24 protein-coding genes are annotated in these 21,505 nt (G+C 63.3%); 4 read left to right on the top strand and 20 right to left on the bottom strand.

The genetic code is table 11. From position 1 onward, the window contains the following. Window positions 1-978, bottom strand: a complete 978-nt coding sequence (locus ACH2DW_RS08145; RefSeq protein WP_394929239.1) for an NAD(P)H-quinone oxidoreductase — start codon at window positions 976-978, stop codon at window positions 1-3. 106 nt (window positions 979-1,084) lie between these two features. Continuing rightward, complete coding sequence (gene orn / locus ACH2DW_RS08140) at window positions 1,085-1,651, bottom strand: oligoribonuclease (RefSeq protein WP_394929238.1); 567 nt, start codon at window positions 1,649-1,651, stop codon at window positions 1,085-1,087. A gap of 57 nt (window positions 1,652-1,708) precedes the next feature. Here orn and ACH2DW_RS08135 point away from each other — a divergent pair, with 57 nt between their 5' ends. Then, window positions 1,709-2,329, top strand: a complete 621-nt coding sequence (locus tag ACH2DW_RS08135; RefSeq protein WP_394929237.1) for a poly-gamma-glutamate hydrolase family protein — start codon at window positions 1,709-1,711, stop codon at window positions 2,327-2,329. A gap of 19 nt (window positions 2,330-2,348) precedes the next feature. On the opposite strand, the gene ACH2DW_RS08130 is transcribed toward ACH2DW_RS08135, so the two are convergent. The 4 genes from ACH2DW_RS08130 to serS form a co-directional block, all read right to left on the bottom strand. Next, window positions 2,349-3,395 (bottom strand): ATP-binding protein, encoded by a 1,047-nt coding sequence (locus ACH2DW_RS08130; RefSeq protein ID WP_394929236.1) that lies wholly within the window; start codon window positions 3,393-3,395, stop codon window positions 2,349-2,351. Next, the gene (locus ACH2DW_RS08125) at window positions 3,392-4,081 is read right to left on the bottom strand and encodes a response regulator transcription factor (RefSeq protein WP_394929235.1); all 690 of its coding nucleotides are present in this window, start codon (window positions 4,079-4,081) and stop codon (window positions 3,392-3,394) included. The genes ACH2DW_RS08130 and ACH2DW_RS08125 overlap by 4 nt, the downstream gene beginning before the upstream one ends. Window positions 4,082-4,154: 73 nt before the next feature. Then, entirely contained in the window at window positions 4,155-4,826 is a 672-nt protein-coding gene (pdxH, locus tag ACH2DW_RS08120) for a pyridoxamine 5'-phosphate oxidase (RefSeq protein ID WP_394929234.1), read from the bottom strand. Window positions 4,827-4,890: 64 nt separating this feature from the next. Further along, window positions 4,891-6,198: a serine--tRNA ligase gene (gene serS, locus ACH2DW_RS08115; RefSeq protein WP_394929233.1), complete on the bottom strand. Its 1,308-nt coding sequence runs from the start codon at window positions 6,196-6,198 to the stop codon at window positions 4,891-4,893. Between the two features lie 110 nt (window positions 6,199-6,308). Between serS and ACH2DW_RS08110 the strand changes: the two genes are divergently transcribed. Beyond that, window positions 6,309-6,482, top strand: a complete 174-nt coding sequence (locus tag ACH2DW_RS08110; protein WP_394929232.1) for a hypothetical protein — start codon at window positions 6,309-6,311, stop codon at window positions 6,480-6,482. A 137-nt stretch (window positions 6,483-6,619) separates the two neighbouring features. Here the strand turns inward: ACH2DW_RS08110 and ACH2DW_RS08105 are convergent, their stop codons facing one another. From ACH2DW_RS08105 to ACH2DW_RS08065, 9 genes are all read right to left on the bottom strand, one after another. Then, a complete protein-coding gene (locus ACH2DW_RS08105; RefSeq protein ID WP_394929231.1) occupies window positions 6,620-7,534 on the bottom strand; it encodes a cytochrome c oxidase assembly protein in 915 nt (304 codons plus the stop codon). Between the two features lie 63 nt (window positions 7,535-7,597). Then, on the bottom strand, window positions 7,598-7,924 hold the full coding sequence (locus tag ACH2DW_RS08100; RefSeq protein WP_394929230.1) for a cytochrome C oxidase subunit IV family protein: 327 nt from the start codon (window positions 7,922-7,924) through the stop codon (window positions 7,598-7,600). A gap of 4 nt (window positions 7,925-7,928) precedes the next feature. Then, complete coding sequence (locus ACH2DW_RS08095) at window positions 7,929-8,609, bottom strand: heme-copper oxidase subunit III (RefSeq protein WP_394929229.1); 681 nt, start codon at window positions 8,607-8,609, stop codon at window positions 7,929-7,931. Continuing rightward, a complete protein-coding gene (ctaD, locus tag ACH2DW_RS08090; RefSeq protein WP_394929228.1) occupies window positions 8,602-10,620 on the bottom strand; it encodes a cytochrome c oxidase subunit I in 2,019 nt (672 codons plus the stop codon). Before ctaD ends, ACH2DW_RS08095 begins: the two co-directional genes overlap by 8 nt. A gap of 17 nt (window positions 10,621-10,637) precedes the next feature. Then, window positions 10,638-11,837 carry a cytochrome c oxidase subunit II gene (gene coxB / locus ACH2DW_RS08085; RefSeq protein ID WP_394929227.1) on the bottom strand — a complete coding sequence of 400 codons (1,200 nt, stop codon included), beginning with the start codon at window positions 11,835-11,837 and terminating at the stop codon, window positions 10,638-10,640. Window positions 11,838-11,917: 80 nt separating this feature from the next. Beyond that, the gene (locus ACH2DW_RS08080) at window positions 11,918-13,126 is read right to left on the bottom strand and encodes a hypothetical protein (RefSeq protein ID WP_394929226.1); all 1,209 of its coding nucleotides are present in this window, start codon (window positions 13,124-13,126) and stop codon (window positions 11,918-11,920) included. 7 nt (window positions 13,127-13,133) lie between these two features. Beyond that, window positions 13,134-13,709: a cytochrome c oxidase subunit 3 gene (locus tag ACH2DW_RS08075; protein ID WP_394929225.1), complete on the bottom strand. Its 576-nt coding sequence runs from the start codon at window positions 13,707-13,709 to the stop codon at window positions 13,134-13,136. Further along, a complete protein-coding gene (locus tag ACH2DW_RS08070; RefSeq protein ID WP_394929224.1) occupies window positions 13,709-15,334 on the bottom strand; it encodes a cbb3-type cytochrome c oxidase subunit I in 1,626 nt (541 codons plus the stop codon). Before ACH2DW_RS08070 ends, ACH2DW_RS08075 begins: the two co-directional genes overlap by 1 nt. A 208-nt stretch (window positions 15,335-15,542) precedes the next feature. Beyond that, window positions 15,543-16,499: a heme o synthase gene (locus ACH2DW_RS08065; RefSeq protein WP_394929223.1), complete on the bottom strand. Its 957-nt coding sequence runs from the start codon at window positions 16,497-16,499 to the stop codon at window positions 15,543-15,545. Window positions 16,500-16,626: 127 nt separating this feature from the next. Here ACH2DW_RS08065 and ACH2DW_RS08060 point away from each other — a divergent pair, with 127 nt between their 5' ends. Beyond that, window positions 16,627-17,505, top strand: coding sequence for an S-adenosyl-l-methionine hydroxide adenosyltransferase family protein (locus tag ACH2DW_RS08060; protein WP_394929222.1), 879 nt, complete (start codon window positions 16,627-16,629; stop codon window positions 17,503-17,505). 201 nt (window positions 17,506-17,706) lie between these two features. Here the strand turns inward: ACH2DW_RS08060 and proC are convergent, their stop codons facing one another. The 5 genes from proC to ACH2DW_RS08035 form a co-directional block, all read right to left on the bottom strand. Next, complete coding sequence (gene proC / locus ACH2DW_RS08055) at window positions 17,707-18,555, bottom strand: pyrroline-5-carboxylate reductase (protein WP_394929221.1); 849 nt, start codon at window positions 18,553-18,555, stop codon at window positions 17,707-17,709. A 152-nt stretch (window positions 18,556-18,707) separates the two neighbouring features. Further along, window positions 18,708-19,169, bottom strand: coding sequence for a YbjN domain-containing protein (locus ACH2DW_RS08050; RefSeq protein WP_394929220.1), 462 nt, complete (start codon window positions 19,167-19,169; stop codon window positions 18,708-18,710). Continuing rightward, the gene (locus ACH2DW_RS08045) at window positions 19,166-20,497 is read right to left on the bottom strand and encodes a glycosyltransferase (protein ID WP_394929219.1); all 1,332 of its coding nucleotides are present in this window, start codon (window positions 20,495-20,497) and stop codon (window positions 19,166-19,168) included. Before ACH2DW_RS08045 ends, ACH2DW_RS08050 begins: the two co-directional genes overlap by 4 nt. 69 nt (window positions 20,498-20,566) lie before the next feature. Then, complete coding sequence (locus tag ACH2DW_RS08040; protein ID WP_394929218.1) at window positions 20,567-21,070, bottom strand: hypothetical protein; 504 nt, start codon at window positions 21,068-21,070, stop codon at window positions 20,567-20,569. Then, window positions 21,067-21,309, bottom strand: coding sequence for a MoaD/ThiS family protein (locus ACH2DW_RS08035; RefSeq protein WP_394929217.1), 243 nt, complete (start codon window positions 21,307-21,309; stop codon window positions 21,067-21,069). Before ACH2DW_RS08035 ends, ACH2DW_RS08040 begins: the two co-directional genes overlap by 4 nt. Here ACH2DW_RS08035 and ACH2DW_RS08030 point away from each other — a divergent pair. Further along, window positions 21,308-21,484: a hypothetical protein gene (locus ACH2DW_RS08030; RefSeq protein ID WP_394929216.1), complete on the top strand. Its 177-nt coding sequence runs from the start codon at window positions 21,308-21,310 to the stop codon at window positions 21,482-21,484. The genes ACH2DW_RS08035 and ACH2DW_RS08030 overlap by 2 nt on opposite strands. Window positions 21,485-21,505: the final 21 nt, after the last annotated feature.

Here is a 21,505-nt window from a genome sequence, read left to right as displayed (position 1 = left end):
TCAGGCGAGATCGATCAGGATCTTGCCGACGTTGGCGTTCGACTCCATGTATCGGTGTGCCTCAGGCAGCTGATCGAAGGAGTAGCGCGAGTCGATGACCGGGCGGAGCGCCCCCGATTCGAACAACGGCAGCATCTCGTCGATGAACCGCTGCATCAATGCGACCTTGCGTTCGAGCGGCCGGGACCGCAGCGTGGTCCCGATCCAAGTGACGCGCTTCATCAGGATCAGCCCCATGTTGACGGGCGCCGATCCTCCTCCCATCAGACCGACTTGCACGATCGTTCCGTCAACGCGGACGGCCTTGAGGTTGCGATCGGCTTCCTCGCCTCCGACGACGTCGAGGATCGTGTCGACGCCATCGGGCACCGCAGCACTGAGCTCGCCCAGCCAGTCAGACGGGCTGCGCTCGATCACCAGATCGGCACCGAGCGCAGTGCAGGCGTCGGCCTTGCCAGCTGAACAGGTGACGGCGATGCGTGCACCGATTGCCTTCGCGATCTGAATCCCGGCGGTACCGACGCCCGAGGCTCCGGCATGGATCAGCCCCCACCGCCCAGAGGTCAAACCGCCTTGCACGACCAGCGCATCCCACGCCGTGAGGAAGACCTCGGCAATGGCAGCAGCATCAGCCAGATCGACATTGGCAGGCACCGGGAGCGCCTGGCGGCTGTGGGTGACGACCTTTTCGGCGTAGCACCCGCCCGATTCGATGCCCATCACCTGGTCACCGATCGCCCACTCGGTCACGTCGCTGCCGATGGCGGACACGGTGCCCGCGTACTCGAGGCCGGGGATCTCGATCGTAGGGTTGCGTGGGTCGTTGTACATCCCCATCCGTTGCAGCGTGTCGGCACGGTTGAGCGCTGTGTGGGCGATGTCGACAACGATCTGGTCGGGTCCGGCCACGGGATCAGGCACCTCCTCGATCTGCAGGACCTCGGGACCACCGTGTGCTCTCAAAACGATTGCGCGCATGAGCGGAACCTATCCGGCGCGCTCAGCGCGGACCGATATGGGCCCAGCCGGTCCGAAACGTTGAGCCGTCGCGATGGTTGATGTTCGGGGTGACTCGATGGCTCCGTTATTCACCATCGTCAGATGCTGCGGGCGTGGCAGGGTCGACAAAGACCGTGTCGCGGTAGTACGCCATCTCGCGAATCGACTCTCGAATGTCGTCGAGCGCGCGGTGCGAACCCTGTCCACGAGGCCGGCTGGTGTCGACGGCTGGGTACCACCGCTTGACGAGTTCCTTGACGCTGGACACGTCGATCGAGCGATAGTGCAGCCAGTTCTCGATGTCGGGCAGGTACGCGTCGAGGAACCGGCGGTCGGTGCCGATCGAGTTGCCGCACAGGGGTACCGCCCGCTCTTCGGGAACGTGCTCCTTGATGAACGCGAGCGTGGCTGCCCCCGCCTCCTCAAGCGTGATGCTCGAGGCCTTGATCTGGTCGAGCAGGCCGGACCGAGTGTGCATGTCAACGACAAACGGGTCCATCGCGGCGAGTTGCTCGTCGGTGGCGTGGATGACCAGATCGGGCCCCTCGGCGACAATCTCCAGTTGATCGTCGGTGATCAGTGTCGCGATCTCCACGATGACGTCCGACGTGTGGTCGAGACCGGTCATTTCGAGATCCATCCAGACGAGCATCCGCTCATCGTACTGGCCCGATTCGCCCCGGTTCATTGACTCGGCCATGATGAAGTGATGACAGAGTTCGCCCAGATCCTCGAAGCACCCGGCGTGCGCGAGGTGTGCGAGCTCCGCTCGGGCCCTGCGGGTCGGGTGGGATTCATGGCCTATCACGGCGGAAATCTCGAGTTGCAGACCGACGTGATTGCCGATGCGGCAGCGATCCGGTCCGGCGCGTCGTACTACGGCGTCCTGCAACCCGTTCCCATGCGCGAGCACTTGTCGTCGATCAAGGTGCGGCCTGCAGAATCTGCAGCGTTGAGGTCGTTCATTGACCATGTCGACATCGTGGTGACCGTCCACGGGTTCGGCCGGCGGGGCATGTTCAGCTCGCTCTTGCTCGGGGGCTCCAACCGGCCGTTTGCCGAGCATGTGGGCGATGCTCTGCGTTCGGAGCTCCCGGCGTACGACGTGGTGACCGACCTCGACACGATTCCGAAGAAGCTGCGGGGTCTCCATCCTGACAATCCGGTCAACCTGCCGCGCCAGCAAGGGGTGCAGATCGAGTTGCCACCGCGCGTTCGCGGATCGAGCCCGCTCTGGTGGGACTGGGAAGGCCCTGGCCTCACGCCACACACCAACTCCTTGATCGACGGCCTCGTCACCGCTGCATCGACGTGGGCTCCGCCTGGTTGACCCTGGCGGCGGAATTCTGTCAGCGAGAGGGGATCGGGAGCGAGATGCGCACGTCGCCGCCCGGACCTTCGCCGAGCGCGACCGTCCCGTCGTGAGCATTGACGATTCCTCGGGCAATGGAGAGCCCGAGGCCAGCAGTACCCGTTCGCGTGTCACGCGCGGGATCCGCGCGGGTGAACGGTTCGAATGCTCGATCACGGAACTCGGTGGGGAAGCCCGTGCCCTCATCGTGCACTCGCAGCACCACGTTGACGTCGCCACGCGCGACCTGCACGAGGACGACCGAACCGTCGGGAGCGTGACGAATGGCGTTGTCGAGCAGATTTCGAATCACACGGGCCAGCTGAGATCCGTCGGCGTCGACCATGACCCGTTCGGTCGCTTCAAGCAGCAACTTGACGCCTCGCGATTCTGCAAGTGGACGGACGATTTCCATTGACTCGTCGGCCAGTTCAGTGAGGTCGATACGCGCCCGGTTGAGCTGCAACGTGCCGCTGACCAGGCGCGTGTGCAACTGCAGGTCATCAACGAGGAACGTGAGCGCCTTCACCTGGCGCTCCATCCCGACGAGATACAGGTCGGGGTCGTCAGCAACGCCGTCGCGAATGGCCTCGACCGCAGCACGCAAGGCCGCCAGTGGTGTTCGGAGATCGTGCGAAATCGATGAGAGCATCAATGAGCGCTCGCTTTCGACCGAGTTGAGACGGTCGACCATGACGTCGAACATCTCAGCAGCCTCGCCGAGTTCGTCGTTGCGGACCACGCCAGTCCGTGCGGACAGGTCGCCGTCAGCGACGCGCATCGCTGCATCGCAGATGCGCTTTGCATCACGGGCAACAGGACGAGCCATGAGCATTGCCACCATCGCTGCGGAGAGAACTGCCGGAATGAGCACCCACATCAGCAATCGACGATCGTGGTCGTTGATGAACATCTCGTTCGCCGCAATGGCGATCATCATGATCGCCACACCAAGCACCGCAAGGTTGGCCGCCAAGAATCTGCGACCCAACCGATTCATACGGTGGGCCTTGTGGCCGAGTTCGTTGGCGACGGGGTCGCTCATGGCTCGAACCGGTAGCCGACGCCCCACACCGTGGTGATCCACCGCGGGTGCTCGGGGTCGGCCTCGATCTTGTTGCGGATACGACGGACGTGGACGGTGACGGTCGCCGGATCCTGCCACTCGGGCGAGGACTGCCAGACTGATTCGAGGAGCTGAGCGCGCGAGAAGACCTGCCGCGGTGACGACGCCAGGAAGAGCAAAACGTCGAACTCCTTCGGCGTCATCTCGATGATCTCATTGTCCATCGTGACTTCGCGACTGAGCGGCTCGATGCGCAGCCCGTCGAATGTGAGCATCGCCGGGGGCTCTTCAACGCGACCGCTGGTGCGCCGCAAGACGCCATTCACGCGCGCCGCGAGTTCTCGGGGCGAGAAGGGCTTGACCACGTAGTCGTCGGCGCCGAGTTCCAGACCTGCGACCCGGTCGGACTCCTCAGCCCGAGCGGTCAACATGATCACCGGAATCGAACTGACGGCGCGGACGCGACGGAGGATGTCGAGCCCGTTCACCCCCGGCAGCATCATGTCGAGCACCACGAGGTCGGGCGGGTCAGAGTCCAGCAGCTCGAGCGCGGTGTATCCATCGCCGGCTTCTGCGACCTCGTGCCCATCACGGCGCAGATAGCCGACCACCACCTCGCGCACGGTGGGTTCGTCGTCAACCACCAGGACTTTGCTTCCGGTCATGTGCACAGCCTTGCTTGTTGCCATTGTCGCTTCAACCTTGCGTTGGTCCTGTTTCGTGATTGGCTCGTCGTCTTCAGGGGGCGAGGCGGTCGATCATCCACGCTCCGTCGACGGCGCCGTCGCTCGATCGCGGTCGATCCGTGGAGTAGCGCAACCGATCATGGAGTCGGCTCGGGCGACCCTGCCAGAATTCCCATTCGGTCGGCAGCAGTCGCCAGCCGCCCCAGTTGTCCGGCCGGGGCACCTTGTCGACATCGGCGAAGCGTGCCTCGGTTGCCAAGACTCGGGCGTCGAGCGTCCCGCGATCGGGGATCGTTGCACTCTGCGGCGATGACCAGGCGCCGAGTTGCGAAGCTCGCGGCCGGGTCGCAAAGTAGGCATCGCTTTCGTCGGGTGACATTTGCTCGACGGTGCCACGGGTCCGGACCTGTCGATGCAGGTCGAGCCAGCTGAACGTCGCCGCGGCGACCGGCCGACGACTGAGCTGCTGGCTCTTCACACTGTCGTAGTTGGTGTAGAACGCGAGTCCACGTGCGTCGATGCCGCGGACCAAGACGATGCGAGCGTCCGGCGCGTCGTCAAGGCCGATCGTCGAGAGTGTCATTGCGTTGGGTTCGGCCACGCCCGCCTCGAGTGCTTCGTCGTACCATCGCTGCCATTGCTCGACCGGGTCGGCACTCAGGTCGTCGACATCGAGCCCGGCCGTCTCGTATTGAACTCTTCGGTCGCGCAGCGCATCACTCATCGCTCCAGCTTCGCACCAACGAACGCTCCGAGCACGGAGGAGTTCGCTCAATGCTGCGATGGGGTCAGTCCGCCGAGATGCGAGTGATGCCGCGCATGTAGGGATGGAGAACGTCAGGAACAGTGACGCTGCCGTCTTCGTTGCGATAGTTCTCGACGATTGCCGCCCAGACCCGCGGGACGGCAAGCGCCGAACCGTTGAGCGTGTGCGCGAACTCGCTGCCCTTGATCAGCTTGCCGGTCTCGTCATGGCGACGGAACCGGATGTTGGCGCGACGCGCTTGGTAGTCGCCGAGCCAGCTGACCGACGACACCTCGAGCCACGCATCGGCACCCGGCGCGTACACCTCGACATCGAAGGACCGGTGATGGCTTTGCCCCATGTCGCCAGTGCAAATTTCGATGACGCGGTACGGGAGCTGCAGTGCCGCAATGACTCGCTCGGAGCGCTGCACCATGTCGTCCAACAGGCCTGGCGCCTGCTCGGGCGTGGCGTACGCCATCATCTCGACCTTGTCGAACTCGTGGCTCCGCAGCATGCCCCGCGTGTCGCGGCCAGCGGAGCCCGCCTCGCGCCGATACGACGAGCTGTGCGCCATCAACCGGATTGGCAGCTCGGTGTCGTCGAGGACTTCGTTGGCATAGATCGAGGTCAGTGGTGCCTCGGCGGTGGGGCTTGCCCAGAGGTCGTCACGCTCGATCGCGTAGGCATCGTCGGCAAACTTTGGCAACTGCCCGGTCGCGGTCAGGGTGGCAGTGCTGACCAGCGAAGGTGGTCGCACCTCTTCATGGACGTCAGCATTTTGGTCGAGCCCAAACTGGCAGAGCGCACGGGCGAGCGTTGCGCCGGCGCCGCGCTGCATCGTGAACATCGACCCCGAGATCTTTGCTGCCCGTTCGTTGTCGAGGATGCCAAGCTCGACAGCGGTTTCCCAGTGCGGTACCCGCTGCCATTCGGGGTAGGTGGAGTGATGCGCGATCGGGCCGATCACCACCGGATTGTCATCCTCGCTCGCACCATCGGGTGCGGCCGCATGCGGCAGATTCGGGATGCCCAGCAGCCGGTCGCGAAGCGCAGCTGACACTTCTTCGTATTCACCAGCGAGAACGCTCTCGGTGCCTCCGAGATCCTTGCTCTCGGCCTGCAGCGCTTGCGCCTCGTCAGACTTGCCGTTGCGGTGCAGTTGGCCGACCTCTTTGGAGATGCTGTTGACGCGAGCACGGATGTCGTCGCGTTCGGCTTGAATATCGCGCAGACGGGCGTCGAGCCGCGCGGCATGCGCGACATCGTCAATGATTGCCGGACGGTTGCGACGCGACAGCGCGGCCTTCACGCCGTCGAGGTCCGTACGCAGCAGTCGTTGGTCGATCACGGCCTCTGACGATATCGCCCGCCGTTCACCCGGCCGCTCCCGATTCGGCGCGGCGTTGACAACACAAGATGGAGTCGAGTCGCCAACTCCGTCTCAGACGTTCAATCGGCGTGTTCGCGAGCATGGTCGTCGAGCATCGCCAACTGCTCGACAATGCGGCTGCGTTCGGCGGCAGACACGCCTGGTTCTTCCAAACGTTCGAGCAATCCGCCACGAACGTCGAACCGACAACAATCACCGGTCAGGGGTTCGGCAAGGAGCCCACCGTCGGCGCCATCATCTGATGGCAACTGCAGGAACCCGTAGTCGGATCGCCCGGGGAGTGGAACGCCTGAATTGACCAGGCCGGGTACAGGTTTCTCACGCCTCGGCGACGAACACGATGTAAATCCTGCGACGACACGGTCGAGGTCAGTGCGTGTCAGCCGACATCTTGCGGTGGGGCACTGGACGCAAACTCACGATCGACGTCAGCCGTGGTCAACGGCTCGTCGTCTGGCTCCGTCGGGCGGCGGTAGTCCTGCTTCTCGCCGTACCCATTCGCGAAGCGCTTGAAGAAGATGTAAATGACGAGTGTCCACAGGAAGACGCCGCCACCGATCTTCATGATGGCACCGGCTAACTGCTGGTCGACCGTGACGCTCCAGCCGAAGACTCGGACCGGGATGTCGTACGGCTTGTACACGGCGCCTTCGGCAAAGGTGAGCCACGCCGCGGGCAACGTCGGTACGACCGAAAGCAGGAAGAGGTAGATGCACTTCCCGAGTGGGCCCATGTGGAATTCCTTGAACGGGCCGACGACGGGCATCCACATCAGCAGGGAGAACAGCACGACAATGAAGTGCAGTGAGTAGTGCAGCGGCCCATTGTCGAGGGAGGCATTGACGACGAGCGGAACGTGGGTGACCATCGCCACCAGGTTGAACAACACACCTGCGATGACCGGCTTGGAAAGGAAACGCACCGCTCGGTACGTTCCGCCGTCGCCGATGAGCACACGCAACAGCCATTCCGGCGTGGCGAGGAGCGCCAACGGGGGCAGGAAGTAGCTGAGCATCATGTGCTGCAACATGTGCGCCGAGTACAGGTACTCCTCGGAAATGTCGTGCAATGGCCAGTCGCTCGCAACCCACAACAGCGCCATTGCTCCGACGAAGGCGTAGGTGTTCTTGCGTGACACGGCCTGCTGGCCGGGTGGTACGGCGTTCGGCCCGATGACCTTGATCATGTAGACGAACGCTGCGGTGAGGAACCCCACGAGGACCCACACTTCGGGGTGCCATTGGAAGCGCCAGGGATCAGCCGAAATCGCCGTATCAGCAGCCTGCGCGAGCATGTTGGTCAGCCTACGAGACAGCCGGCAACGTGCCCAGTTGAGGGACCATGCCCTCGGTCACCACTACCCGGCAAAGAACTGGAACGTTGACAGCATGGCGACGTAGACGGCCACGGCCAGGCCGAGGCCGATGTAGAACAACCGCCCGAATAACTGGTGGTCGAACTTGATGTGCATGAAGTACCAGACGACCGTGAAGAACTTCACGATCATCAGACCCAGCAGCACGGGAAGGAACGCAGGCCCGATGTCGATGTAGCTGACGAGCACTTCAACTGCGGTAATCGCCGCAAGGAAGAAGAAGATCGCAATGAACTGCTTGTCCGTTGGACCGTGGTGATTGTCGTGCTTGTCGTCGTGAGCGGTGGTGGTCTCGAGTGTGTCAGTCATGTGATCAGGCCGGAATCAAGTAGACGAGGGTGAAGATGATGATCCAAACGATGTCGACGAAGTGCCAGTAGAGGCCGACCATTTCGACCGCCTCGGCCTTGTCGCCAGAGATTTTGTCTTTCTGAATCATGCCAATCGTGGCCACCAACATGATGATGCCGATCGACACGTGCACGCCGTGGAAGCCGGTGAGCGTGAAGAAGCTCGACGAGAAGAGGCTCGTGGTGAATCCCAAGCCTTCTCGATAGAAGGTCGTGAACTCGTAGATCTGGCCGGCGACGAACAGTCCGCCGAGCAGCGCCGTGACGCCCAGGAAGATCTTGGTGTTGCGCAGATCCTTGCGGTTGGCTGCGCTGACTGCGAGCACCATGGTGAGCGACGACGTGAGCAGAACGAAGCTCGATGCCGAGGTGAACGGGATATCCCACAGTTGGTCCGGACCAAGTTCTGCCGAGTGCCGGTTGCGGTACAGCATGTAGGTGGAGATGAGTCCACCGAAGAGGAGGCACTCAGATCCAAGGAACAGCCACATGGCCAGCTTGTTGTTGGACAGCCCGAGCGACGAGTGATGCCCGCCGTGCGCGTGGTCATCGTGACCGTGGTCGTCTCCTGCATGTTCAGCAGGGTGGTCTTCCACGACGTCGACGGCGTCGGGCGCCGGCTCGGTGATTACCGAATCAGACATTGGCCAATTCCTTGCTCGTCTCGCCGCCATCATCAGTGGGGTCGTAGTCGGACTGTTCTGCGTCGGCAGGCTCGAGGGCCCAACCGAACATCGCCATGACCGCAATGGCACCGCCAGCAACGATCAAGAGCGTGTTGTAGATGACGCCGTAGGCCATGATCGGCAGCGAGAACGCAAGGACCATCGGCCAGTAGGACGGTGCCGGCAGGTGGATGTTCGGGTCGGCGTTGTCTTCTTCGTGCTGGATGACTTCTTCGCCGGTCATCCGCTGCACGTACTCGTGGCTGTCGCCTTCGCCCACGTCTTCGTACTTCCGGTGGAAGAACTCGTCGAGTTCAGATACCTGCGGGGTGCGAGCGAAGTTGTATTCCTTCGGCGGGCTGCTCGTGATCCATTCGAGGCTGCGTGCGTCCCACGGGTCTGCAGGTGCTGGCGGGGTCTTCGAGCCGGGACGGTGGGTGATCCAGATGTTCACGAGGAACAGCAGCACACCGACAGCGAGGATGAACGTGCCGATCGTGGCCACGAGGTTCCAGAAGCCGAGGTTGAAGAATCCTTCACCCGCACGGAACTCCGTCCAGACGTACATGCGGCGGGGCTGACCCTGCAACCCGATGATGTGCATCGGTCCGAATGTGAGGTTCATGCCGGCGATCATCAGCCAGAAGTTCCATTTGCCCCAGCCTTCGCTGAGGAGCTTGCCGAAGATCTTCGGCCACCAGTAGTAGAAGCCGGAGAACAGGCCGAGCACAGCGCCACCGAAGATGACGTAGTGGAAGTGGGCAACGATGTAGTACGTGTCGGTCTGCTGGGTGTCAGACGGCGCAACCGCATGGGTGACACCGGAGAGGCCTCCGATGGTGAACTGCACGATGAGCCCGACGGCAAACAGCATGGCGGTCGTGAACTTCAACTTGCCGCCCCACATCGTGAGCGTCCAGTTGATGATCTTGACGCCGGTCGGCACTGCAATGGCCATCGTGGCCACCGAGAACACAGCAACCGACACCGGGCCGAGGCCCGAGGCGAACATGTGGTGCGCCCAGACGCCCCAGCCGACGAAGCCAATGGCGGCGCCGGAGAACACGACGAACGGGTAGCCGAACAACGGCTTCTTCGAGAAGACGGGGAGAACCTCGGAAATAATACCGAAGCTGGGCAACACGAGGATGTACACCTCAGGGTGACCGAAGATCCAGAACAGGTGCTGCCAGAGCAACGGATCAGCCCCGGCCTCGACACTGAAGAACGTGGCGCCGAAACTTCGCTGGAACATCAGCAGGAAGAGCGCCACGGTGATGACGGGGATGGCGAAGAGGAGCAGCATCTGCACCACGAAAGCCATCCAGGTGAAGATCGGCATCTTCATCATCGACATGCCAGGTGCTCGCATGTTGAGCACGGTGACGATGAGGTTGATGGCACCGACCAGTGAAGCGATACCGGTGATCTGCAGGCCGAGTGCCCAGAAGTCGACACCGTTGGTCGGGCTGAACGGCACCGAGCTGTTCGGTGCGTACATGAACCAGCCGCCGTCTGCGCCGCCGCCGAGGAACCACGACGTGTTGAGGAAGACGCCACCAAACACGAAGACCCAGAGGGACAGCGCGTTGAGGCGAGGGAACGCGACGTCTCGAGCTCCGATCTGAAGCGGAATGAAGTAGTTCGCGAAGGCCGCAGCCATCGGCATCACGAAGAGGAACACCATGGTGGTGGCGTGCATCGTGAACATCTGGTTGTACTTGTCGGCCGACAGGATCGTGCCGTCGGGACCGGCGAGCTGCAGCCGGATGAGTCCGGCTTCAAGGCCACCGATGATGAAGAAGAACATCGCGACGGCGCCGTACATGATGCCGATTTTCTTGTGATCGACCGTGAAGGCCCACGAGCGCCAGCCGGTGGTTTCCACGGGGCGGCGCAGGTAGCCGTAATTGGTGGCTGCAGTGGGCGCCTGCGCCGTTCCCGCGGGGCGGGCGTCAGGTGTCTCAGCTGGACGTTCGATGATGGCCATTGTTCAGTCGCTCCGTGTCACTTGCGCTCGAGCAGGTAGGCGATGAGTTGATCAATCTGATCTTCACTCAGCGCCAGGTACGGCATGCCACGGGGAAGACCGTCGGTCTCCTCCAGGCTTTCAGGGTCGGTGTACATCGGCTTCTTGGCCGGTGCGTTGCGGAGCCACTCACGTAGCTCGACTTCGTTGAGGCAGCTGTCGCTGACGCCTTCGAGATAGGCAGCGCCGACCTCAGATGAATCGGCCTCCCAGACGTCCGGCCAGCACTCGTTGCTCAGCAGATTCCAGGTCGCTCCGGCGAAGGTGTTGCGAGTCATGAAATTGGTGAGGTTTGGCGCTGCGCCAGACCAGACATTTTGGTCGGGGCGGGCCACGACCAGCTCGCCACCGCTGTCGGTGAGGCCATCGACCTGGTGACACCGTGAACACTGCGTGATGAAGGTGGCTTCGCCTTCCGCAGCGAGCGTGCCTTCATCAGGCGAGGCATATGCCTCGAGCTGGTTGGCTTTCCATGCAGCGAAGTCGTCCGGCTCCATGGCGATGACTTCCATGCGCATGTTGGCGTGGCTCAGCCCGCAGAACTCGGTGCACTGACCGGCATAGATACCGGGTTCGTCGGCTTCGAGACGCACGGTGTGGATGCGGCCCGGCACCATGTCGCGCTTGCCGTTGAGACGAGGAATCCACCAGGAGTGAATGACGTCGCGGCTGGTGCCACGCACGAGCACCTTCGAGCCGGCTTCGATGACCATCTGGCCTGACGTGACGATGGGTTCTTCAATGCCGCCACAGCCGTCCTGGACCGGGTAATCAACTTCCCACCACCATTGCTGGCCGGTGACGTTGATGATGCACTCGGTGTCATCGGTCTTGTTGAGATCCATGATCGTGCCGACCGTGGGGATAGCGATGCCGATCAGAATCAAGGCAGGGAGAATCGTCAGGCCAATCTCGAGCGCCGGCTTGCCGTGGGTCTGCTCGGGGATTGGCTGGCCGCGATCGCGGTATTTCCAGACGGCGAAGCCAAGGACCGAGAACACAGCGACGCCGACGATGCCAGCAATGCTGAACACCCAGATATCGAGGTCATTGATCTGGCGGGCATTCGAGCCAGCCGGCTGCCAGGTGTCCTGCGGCGCGTCTTGCGCACAGCCTGCAACGACTGCGGCCAACATGGCAACGGCAGAGAGGCGGGCGATACGTGCACGAGGCGTCACGGAGTTGACCGTAGTTGTGGAGTTCACTGCCTGCATTTTCGTCGTCGGTGGTTGAAGGTCACTCGTTGCGCTGCGAACGATCATGGCACCATCACCTCGAGCTCAGCGTCGGTTCCGGGAACAAAGAAGCGGAAGGCTTCGTCGTCATTGGACGGGGAGATACTCGGCTCCGCGATGAGCAGCGTCATGAGCTGAGCCCCGCCCGGTTCGATGAGCGTGGTGCACTGCTGGAAGCGCTCGACGGTGCTGTGTTCCTCGTCGCTCTCACCTTCGCCGCCATGCGATTCGTCTTCCTTGGCAGCTTCGATCTCGATGATCTCGTCCTCGGTCAGCGCCCGGAAGTCGTAGGTCAGTCGACGTTCTTCGTCAGAATCGTTGCGGAACACGATGTTGTTGGGGTTCGAGCGAGGGAGCACCATCGCAACGGCACCGACCTCAACCGGCCCGGGGACGTCAAACTCGAGTTCATCGGATGCGGTCAACGTGATCGTGTAGGTGCTGGACTTGGTTCCGACGGTCTGGCTTGCTTTCTCGTCGAACTCGCCCTTTTCGGGGCTGGCACAGAGACCCTCGACAGCAGCGGTGGTGGTGGTCTCGTGCACGTGGATGTCACGTTCACCATCGACGCCCGCAGCAGTGCCACTCGCGACGATCGCCACGGCACCCAGGCCGAGGACAGCGCTGATTGCTCCACGCTTGACCGATGGGCGGAAGGCGAAGAAGAAGGCGATCAGAGCGATCAGCGTGGCGAGGATGACGAAGGCATAGACCGTGTTGGTTTTTGACAGCCACAGCATGATGCGGCTGAAGGCGAAGGCGATGATGCCGACAGCAACGGCTCCGAGCAACGGGTATTCGAGCGGGTTGGCCACACGGTCGCGAACATCGGCATTGACCCTGCGGTCCGACGAAGCGCTCTCGGCCCAAGCCTGCACCATCCACTGCGCACCTGCGGCAATGAGGATGACGACGCCGATGGTGAAGATGCTCTGCTGTGTGACGAGCCCCAGCAACACGGTGGTTGCTCCGACGCCGAACACCATCGGCCAGATGCTGGCCCCGGGGGGCTCAATCGCCGCGTCGGAGGTCGCGATTCCCGTGGTGTCCGTTGCGGACAGGTTCGAGTCACGCGCCCAGACGTTGAAGCCGGCGAGCAGCGCTAGCGCGATTGCCGCGGAGATCAAGCCAACAATGCCGATCGCCTCGCCCTGCGAGATGCCGTAGACGATGGCCGCCACGGTGGCGAGCACCGAGCTGCCGATGAGAATTTTGGAACCTGTGGTGAACATCAAAGACTCACTTAGTGATGTAGACGACGAACCAGATGGCCGAGAAGATGGCCGCCATGGTGTACCAGTAGATCGCATGGGCGACGACGATGGCGTTGTCGCTTCGTCCGCCAATGGAGCGGAATGCGGTGACCGCGGTGAGGACAACGCCGATGATCATCAGGAGGGTGAACATCCCGGTGACGGCGTAGAACATCGTGGCGTAGGCACCATCAGAGATGCCGAGGCCCATTTGGGCGTAAATGAACGCCTGGGCATTGATGACCATGATTGCGGTGAGTGCGGTGACCCCGAGGGCAAACGCTGTGTGCCCACGATCTTGACGCTTCACCGACCAGACCGCCCACTGGGCGAACGTGCAGATTGCAATGAAAGCGATGAGCGCCACGTTGGCAGCAACTTCGGGGATGACCACCCCGTTCGGGAGCCAGGTGCCCTCACTCTCGACGAAATTCGTGCGTTGCTCGGACCAGACGGCGAGCATGCCACCGGTCAGCATGATCATCGCCACGCTGGCCATGACGGAGCCGGCGATGACCTGTCGACGTGGTGCCGCAGCGGGTCCGGCAGTGAGGGCCTGCATCACTTCTCGCCTTTCTCGTCGGCGCTGGCAGAGCCTGCGCCGTAGTTCGGCTTGCTGTCGGCAAGCGGTTCAGCGGACATCACCGTGGGTGGCTCGACAAAGTTGTTGGCCGGCGCGGGCGACGTGGTGGCCCATTCGAGCGTCTGACCGTCGTACGGATCGTCGACCGCGTCGTTGTCATCATTGGCCACTGCCTGCGCAAGCAGGCCGACAAAACCGATGACGGTGAGCGCCATGAGTCCGTGACCAACGGCGATGACCGTGTCGTACACGTCACGCTGCTGGTCGAAGCCGGCGATGTAGTTGGGCAGCGAGGCGAGCACTGTGGCCAGGACACCGAGGCCGGCGAGGGGCAACAATTTGACCATCGACAACTCGACTCCCCAGAGCTTCGAGGCCCAGTAGGCCATCCCGCCGAGAGCGGCGAGGACGAGGCCATACGCGACATACACGAGGACGCCCTCTTCGAACGTCGAGTCCTGCAGCTTGAGGTCTTCGATGGCGTACATCGCGTTGCCCAGCATGCCAACCATGATCATCCCGACACCGAGGAAACCGAACACCATCGCGGGCGTGAGGTTGGGCTTGGCGCCACGAATGGGCTTGGCGACGAAAAGCGACATCAGCAACACGATGGTGATGCCAACCAGCGGCAAGAGGTTGAAGAAGGCGGACGGCACGATGTCCGAAACAGCATCTCCACCGAACGTGTCGACCTCGGCCACGCTGAACAGCGATTGCTGCGCCACGCCAGCGAAGGCAGCGACGCCGACGAGCGCAAAGCCGGCGTACATGACGCCTCGTGCCGGTGTGCGCTGCTTGAACAACAGCGCGGCGCCTTCGGCGAGCACACCGAGTGCCGGGATGGCAAACAGGAAGCTCATCGGTTGGGTGAAGATCCAGGACGCCCAGTCGTAGAGGCCGGTGTTCCCGCCGAACGCTTCGCGACCGTTGCGGTGATCGAGGAACAGGTAGCTGAGCGTTCCGAGCAGCACCGGCATGACGAGTACGAGACCAATACCGGTGATCATCGCCGACATTGAAAAGAACGGGACCCGACGCATGGTCATGCCCGGCGCTCGGGTAGTGAGCACGGTGACAGCAATCGATGCGCCGACGGCAGTGAGGCCAATCGCCATCAGGCCGTGCGCTCCGATGAAAAGATCGACCATGTCAGCGTCGCCGCCAAGACCGCCGCCATTGTTGGCGAGGGCGATGATGCTGAAGATCAGACCTCCAGCCCACATCCAGAAGCCGGATGCGGCCAGCCGTGGAAACGCGATCGCACGGGCGCCGAGCTGCATCGGAACAACGGCGATGCACAGGCCGACGGCCAATGGCAACAGCGTCCCGAACACGAGACCGACACGCTGGGCGTCGAGGAGTTGCGGGGTCGCGGCGTCATCGATGTTTGCGATGCCGGCGCGGTCAAGACTGATGATGACGTTGACCACGATGGTCCCAAGCAGGCCGATGAGGCCGGCGCCGAGGAACAGTCGGCCGATCTTCTTGTGGTCGGTCGATGTCAGCCAATCAGCAATGGCTGCCAGCAACTGCGCGACGGCACCGTCGCGTTCATCGGCAAATTCTTCGGCCGTTGCGGTGGTGGGATCAATGGTGGTCATACGAAATGGAGCTCACAATTTTCGGTTCAACGGATCAAATCGACTGGAGGTGGCGGCACACAACGGCCCGAGACTACTTGCCGAGGGGTGAATCTTCTGAAATCACAGCGAGATTCGTGACGGACGGCGGAGCGCATGTTCACAAGCTCCTGTGGATGTTCGTTGGGGGCGCCACTTGGCGCCAGGGTGACCAGGCCGTTGGCGACCATCACCAGCCGTACTCGACAAAGACATCAAGCGACATGGCGCCGAAGAGCAACGTCACGTACGTGATGGAGAAACCAAAGAGTCGCATGCTCGCTTGAGGTGTCGGGTTCCGTCCGAGGGCAATGGTGCCACCAAGAAAGATGGCGCCGAGCACGACGGCCGCGACCCCGTATATCCAGCCCAGTCCGGCGACCGGAAGGAGGACCAGCGTCGAGATGACGAGCGCCACCGTGTACAGGGTCATCTGCCGCACGGTCTCAGCCATCGGCACGACGCTCGGGAGCATCGGAACGTCGGCCGCCCGGTAGTCGTCGGCGTACTTAACAGCAAGTGCCCAAAAATGCGGTGGTGTCCACAGGAACATCACGATGAACAGCACAATCGGCGTCCAGGTGACGTTGTTTTGCACGGCAGACCAGCCAACCAACACCGGCACCGCACCCGCGGCGCCGCCGATGACGATGTTCTGACGGCTGGTGCGCTTCAACCAGATGGTGTACACACCGATATAGAACGCCGCTGCAGCGAAGGCGAGGACGGCCGACAGCAGGTTTGCTCCGGACCAGAGCACACCGAAGGCGACGACCTGCAGGCTGAGGGCGAAGATGAGTGCGTTACGAGGTTCGATGACACCGGTGACGAGCGGCCGGGCCTGCGTCCGTTCCATCAAGGCGTCGATGTCACGATCGACGTACATGTTGACGGCGTTGGCACTGCCGGCCGACAACGTTCCGCCAATCAGGGTGACCACGACGAGCCAGGTGGACGGCCATCCGCTCGCTGCAAGGATCATCGTGGGCACCGTGGTGATCAGCAGCAGTTCAATAATGCGCGGCTTGGTCAGTGCGACGTAGGCACCAATGACGGTGGTGGGCGTGCGACGACTGCCGTGCGCTACTCCGCCGGGCGCGAGCCGCGACGGAACGAGGGGGCGAGAGCCGACGGCCATTGCGCCCATCGTACGGTCACGCGGGGAACCCGGCCAACGTGGGCGACGCGTGTTTCCGAAGCCGTGCCCGCGTCACACCCCTGTTGAGGCCGGCGACCTGGCGGACATCAAGGCTGCACGGATAGCGTCCGAGGGGATGGGCCGCAGGTATGACACCGTTTCGTTTCTCACTGACTACGGGCTACAGGACGAGTTCGTCGGCGTGTGCACATCGGTGATTCGTGAGCTCGCACCGCACGCCTCGGTCATCGACTTGACCCACGGCATTGCTCCGTTCGACGTGCGCGCCGGTTCGCTCGCCCTCGCCCGCAGCATCAGCTATGTGGCCTCTGGTGTCGTGCTGGCCGTGGTCGACCCGGGCGTCGCCACATCGCGCAAGGCGATTGCGATCGAAGTCGCGGACGGTGAGGGCGTTCTCGTCGGCCCTGACAACGGGCTGCTTGCGCCCGCCGTCTCGATGACCGGTGGTGCCGGACGGGCAGTCGAATTGACCAACGCCGATTACCAGCTCCACGCCATCGGGGGCACGTTTGCCGGTCGCGACGTCTTTGCACCTGCAGCTGCACACCTCTGCAATGGTGTCGATCTGATGGAACTCGGCAATCCCGTCGATGCTGACCTGTTGCTCCCGGGAGTGATCCCGCTCCCGCAATCCGACGACACCAAGGTGATCGCGCAAGTGCTCTGGATCGACCGGTTCGGTAACGCGCAGCTCAACGTCGGACCCGACGACCTGCCCGCGACGTTCGGCTCCCGCGTCAGCGTGCGGATCAGTGCGCCGACCGACCCGTCCGGAGAGGTCACGCGGAGCACGGTGCGCGCGGCATCGTTCGCCGAACTCGTCGGCGGCAGCGTCGGCCTGGTGCTCGACTCAAGCGGAATGCTCGCCATCGCGATGGATCAGCGATCAGCTGCCGAAGAACTCGGCCTCGACGCCGGCGATCAGGTGACCCTCACTCCGGCCGGCGACGACGATGCGCCCACGCCGCAGGCCGTGTCGATCCGTCCCAGCTGACACCACACCCGGACTCGCCGAGCACGCTCGTTGCAGGCTCCCGACGGTCCCGGTGACGTGGCCCTTGTCACAAGAGCGCGCGAGGCTCTAGGATTGGTCTCCAACAACGCGTTCGCCCTCGACGGCGAACAGCGCGTGACGGAGCCGGTGCCACCTGGGGGGTTGACATCGGCTCTGTTCGCGTCTGGGGACCCGTTCGACTCAGGCTCCGAGTTCGCGACTGCGCTCGGTTGCAGCGCGCACCGCAGCAGCAAAGGTGCCACGCACGTCGTGTGCGTCGAGCACGCCGAGTCCGGCGGCCGTGGTGCCGTTGGGCGACGTGACGTTGCGACGCAGCGTGGCGGGGTCACCGTCGCGGGCCAGCAGTGTCGAAGCACCCAGCAGCAGCTGGCTCACCACGCGATCGGCGGTGGATCGCTCAATACCTTCCGCGACCGCCGCGTCGGTCAACGCCTCGGCGATGAGAAAGATGTAGGCCGGGCCGGAACCAGCGACGCCGGTGAATGCATCCAGCTGTTCTTCAGGCAGGCGATCGACGATGCCGACGGCGCCAAGCACCGATTCGGCCCACCCCAGGTCATCGTCGGTGGCGGCGCTCCCGCCTGCAATCGCCGAGGCGCCCTTGCCGACGAGTGCAGGGGTGTTCGGCATGCACCGGACGACGGCCACGTCGTCCCCGGCGGCGGCTTCGATGGTGGCGATGTTGACACCGGCGGCGATCGACAGCAGACGAGTGGCGCCGGCCGCAACCGCTGCGGTGGTCGCAGCCGGAACACCGGGCGGCTTGACGGCAAGTACTGCCGAACGGCACGGGGGAATCGCGTCGACGATGGCGACGCCAGGAAACATGTCGACGAGTTCGTTGCGCCGGGCGTCGAGTAACTCGACGACCGCCAACATGCCCGGCGCGAACACACCCGACTCGATCATCCCGCCAAGGAGGGCGGCGCCCATGTTGCCGCCGCCGACCATGACGACATCGACGACATCGACGACATCGACCGGGTCGACAACCTCGGCGGATCTGGTTGCAGGCTGGGCATCGCTCATCGGGCCGAAGTTACCGGGAACTGCCCGGGCGGATACGAGGGACCGACTCCCCCGAGACGTACCCGCCCGGACACTGGGACAGTGGGCACCGACGCGACCGACTCGGAACGAGCACGTGAAGAACGATGCCGGCTCGTCAGCGGTACCTGGCGTCAGCCTGCGAAGCGGCTGGCAAATCCGATGCGGATCATGCCCGTAAAGCACTGCTCGACCTGGGCGTACAGCGTGCCCAGCACTCGGTCGAGCTCATTGCGGTCGACCCGGTCGACCGGCACCTCGCCACGCAGGAAGATCGCATCCTCAACCCCAATGGAGAAGTGGGCTCCGACCAGACGGTCGTTCCGGCGAAGTACATGTTCGTACAGCTGAGCGTGGTTCTCTTCTGGCGCTGGCATCACATAGGTCTCGTAGCGCAGAGTGCGTTGACCAAGCGTGAGCCACACCGTGGTGAAATCCTTGTCGTCGCCGCGCATGCGCACGAACCAGCGCACGTCGTCATCGGGCGATCGATCGACGGCGACAATGTGATCGTGGTTGGCGTCGAGTTCGCCGAGCCACTCGTCGATCTGTCGTTCAAGGACGGCGAGTTGCTCGCCGGTAAACGGGTCGGTCACGACACGACCTCGGGCGCCGGGTTGATCATGGTCACAGCCCCGTTGGTTTCGTTCGCCGCTGCGTCCGCGAGCACGTCATCGATGTGGCGTACCTCGGTCACATCGTCGACGTGGCAGCTGACGAGCTCGGCTGCCGCGTCCAGATCGACGTACAGCGACCGCAGCCGATCGGCTGCTGCGCGCCAGGTGTACGAACGGGCCCGCTCTTCTGCGGCCGCACCCATCGCGGCGGCGAGTTCAGCATTGTCGAGGATCGCGGCCATCGCCACCGCGAAGTCGGTCGGCCGTCGCCCTTCGATGAGGAAGCCGGTCTCCCCATCGTCGACGAGGCTGAGCAGTCCGCCGACTGCGCTGGCCACGACCGGAATGCCGCACGCTGCGGCCTCGAGTGCGACCAACCCGAAGCTCTCGCTTCGACTGGGTACGAGCACAACATCGGCGGCGCGGTACCAGGACGACAGGATGTGGTGCGGCTGCGGTTCGACGAAATGCACCTGGTCGTGCAGGCCAAGTTCGTCGACGAGCGCATGCGCCTCTGCTGCTTGCACGTCACCGTTGCGTCCGCTGGAGCCGCCGACCAGGGCAAGTTGTACGTCATCGCGTTCGAGTGCGGCGAGCGCTCTGATCGCCACGTCGGGACCCTTGAGCGGCTGGATCCGGCCAACGAACAAGACGAGCGGACGGTCCGCATCAAAGCCGATCGCCTGCCGCGCGGCAACACGAGCGCCGGGCGCAAAGAAGGCGTGTTCGACACCGGGCGAGATGATCTCGATGCGTCCGGCCGGATCGCCGTACAACCGACGAAACTGTTCCTCTTCCTCGACGCAACTGACGCAAATGCCATCGGAGCACTGAATGATCTCGGCTTCGGCCCGGTCGCGCCACATTGGCTCCGGGTCGCCACCTTCAGCTTTGACCCGGGCAAGGGTGTGGAACGTCGACACGAACGGCACACCGAGTTCGTGCTTCAGATGGTGGCCGACGACGCCACTCAACCAATAGTTGCCGTGGATCACGTCAGGCATTTCGTTTGCCTTGATCCACTCGATCACGCCGTGACAAAACTCGTCGGAGATCTCTGGAAGCGCCTCTTTGGGCAGGTGGTGCGGCCCGGCCTCAATATGCACGACTCGATGGCCGGGCTCGATCATCACTTCGGCCGGCAGACCTTCCCGATCGGCTCGGGTGAACGTCGTGCACTCGACGCCGGTTTGCGAGAGCGACGACACCAGCTCGCGCACATAGACGTTCATGCCACCGCTGTCACCGGATCCGGGCTGCAGGAGTGGTGATGTGTGAAGTGAGATCACTGCGACACGTTGCACCACGGCGTGAACGCTAACGGGCAGCCTGCCGAGGGCGCTACGTGTGCCCGCAAGCAATGCGGGGTTGCGAGTTCAGTCCGCGAGGAGGGAATCGACGCTGGCTTCGCCGTCGCGGTATCGCCGCACCAACTCAGCACTCAAAGCGTCGAGGCGATCGAACCGCTCGCGGCGGTCGGACGAGACGCGAGTTTCGAAGTTGCCGATGGCATCGGCCAGCGCGAGGAGCTCAGCGTCGTCGAGGTCATCCAACCGACCGAAGTGATGCTCGGCGCACACTGCGTCGAGCTCATCGGCGAGGGCGTTGTCGCTGAGATCTTCGGTGGGCCGGGGCGGGCGGGCAGGGCCTCCGGTCAGGTGCTGACTGAGCACGCTGCCGATCTGTTCGTTGAGATCGGCGTCGGGGCCGGCATCACGGCGAGCGTGTTCGCTCTTCACGAGGTCAAGGCGCGCTTGGGCAACCCGGCGGGCGTACGACACGACGTCATCCTCGTGCTGCAGTTGCTGGCGCAGCGCGCGTAAATCGTCGAGCGACAAATCAGCGGGGTCAGGGCTGAGCGCGGCGTTGGTGTCGGTCACGTGGATCCTCCAGAGACGGGCGGGAGTACCGCCACTTCGTCGTGCGGCCCGACCATGGTGTCGGGAGCAACATCGTTGCCGTTGACCCAGATCCGACAGGTGGTGAGCACCTCGGCGAATTCGGATCCATAGCGTTGGGTGGCAGCTGCGAGCACGTCAGCAACGGTTGCGCCATCGATTGCGTCGCTCCCGGTGCCTGCGGCCTCGCGAGCAGATGCGAACAGTCGCAGCTTCGCCATGTCCGACAATCTAATGGCGGTGGGCAGCGCGACCGGGGCACCGTGCGGGGCAGTGTTGTCCGCAGGCAGGGACAACGTCGACACCTGGGCCATCAAGGGGGGTATCGGCACGCTCGATGAGGAACTTGAGGAGAAATTCCAGAAATTCCAGAAATTGTTTGTGTCGCCCGCCTGAAAGCTCAACGCCTGACCTGGC

The sequence above is a fragment of the uncultured Ilumatobacter sp. genome (assembly GCF_963980585.1).
GTDB lineage: Bacteria > Actinomycetota > Acidimicrobiia > Acidimicrobiales > Ilumatobacteraceae > Ilumatobacter_A.
Note: the sequence above shows the minus strand (reverse complement) of the source record. Positions and strands in the feature narration are given on the sequence as shown.

What these genes read in the sequence shown, in the direction of transcription:
- ACH2DW_RS08135 (WP_394929237.1), top strand. Translation starts at nt 1,709, where the DNA reads ATGACAGAGTTCGCCCAGATCCTCGAAGCACCCGGCGTGCGCGAGGTG.
- ACH2DW_RS08130 (WP_394929236.1), bottom strand. Translation starts at nt 3,395, where the DNA reads ATGAGCGACCCCGTCGCCAACGAACTCGGCCACAAGGCCCACCGTATG.
- orn (WP_394929238.1), bottom strand. Translation starts at nt 1,651, where the DNA reads ATGCTCGTCTGGATGGATCTCGAAATGACCGGTCTCGACCACACGTCG.
- ACH2DW_RS08065 (WP_394929223.1), bottom strand. Translation starts at nt 16,499, where the DNA reads ATGGGCGCAATGGCCGTCGGCTCTCGCCCCCTCGTTCCGTCGCGGCTC.
- ACH2DW_RS08080 (WP_394929226.1), bottom strand. Translation starts at nt 13,126, where the DNA reads ATGTTCACCACAGGTTCCAAAATTCTCATCGGCAGCTCGGTGCTCGCC.
- ctaD (WP_394929228.1), bottom strand. Translation starts at nt 10,620, where the DNA reads ATGGCCATCATCGAACGTCCAGCTGAGACACCTGACGCCCGCCCCGCG.
- ACH2DW_RS08145 (WP_394929239.1), bottom strand. Translation starts at nt 978, where the DNA reads ATGCGCGCAATCGTTTTGAGAGCACACGGTGGTCCCGAGGTCCTGCAG.
- ACH2DW_RS08035 (WP_394929217.1), bottom strand. Translation starts at nt 21,309, where the DNA reads ATGGCGAAGCTGCGACTGTTCGCATCTGCTCGCGAGGCCGCAGGCACC.
- ACH2DW_RS08070 (WP_394929224.1), bottom strand. Translation starts at nt 15,334, where the DNA reads ATGACCACCATTGATCCCACCACCGCAACGGCCGAAGAATTTGCCGAT.
- ACH2DW_RS08030 (WP_394929216.1), top strand. Translation starts at nt 21,308, where the DNA reads ATGTCCGACAATCTAATGGCGGTGGGCAGCGCGACCGGGGCACCGTGC.
- proC (WP_394929221.1), bottom strand. Translation starts at nt 18,555, where the DNA reads ATGAGCGATGCCCAGCCTGCAACCAGATCCGCCGAGGTTGTCGACCCG.
- ACH2DW_RS08075 (WP_394929225.1), bottom strand. Translation starts at nt 13,709, where the DNA reads ATGCAGGCCCTCACTGCCGGACCCGCTGCGGCACCACGTCGACAGGTC.
- ACH2DW_RS08095 (WP_394929229.1), bottom strand. Translation starts at nt 8,609, where the DNA reads ATGTCTGATTCGGTAATCACCGAGCCGGCGCCCGACGCCGTCGACGTC.
- ACH2DW_RS08125 (WP_394929235.1), bottom strand. Translation starts at nt 4,081, where the DNA reads ATGACCGGAAGCAAAGTCCTGGTGGTTGACGACGAACCCACCGTGCGC.
- ACH2DW_RS08105 (WP_394929231.1), bottom strand. Translation starts at nt 7,534, where the DNA reads ATGCTCGCGCAGGCTGCTGATACGGCGATTTCGGCTGATCCCTGGCGC.
- pdxH (WP_394929234.1), bottom strand. Translation starts at nt 4,826, where the DNA reads ATGAGTGATGCGCTGCGCGACCGAAGAGTTCAATACGAGACGGCCGGG.
- ACH2DW_RS08100 (WP_394929230.1), bottom strand. Translation starts at nt 7,924, where the DNA reads ATGACTGACACACTCGAGACCACCACCGCTCACGACGACAAGCACGAC.
- ACH2DW_RS08060 (WP_394929222.1), top strand. Translation starts at nt 16,627, where the DNA reads ATGGGCCGCAGGTATGACACCGTTTCGTTTCTCACTGACTACGGGCTA.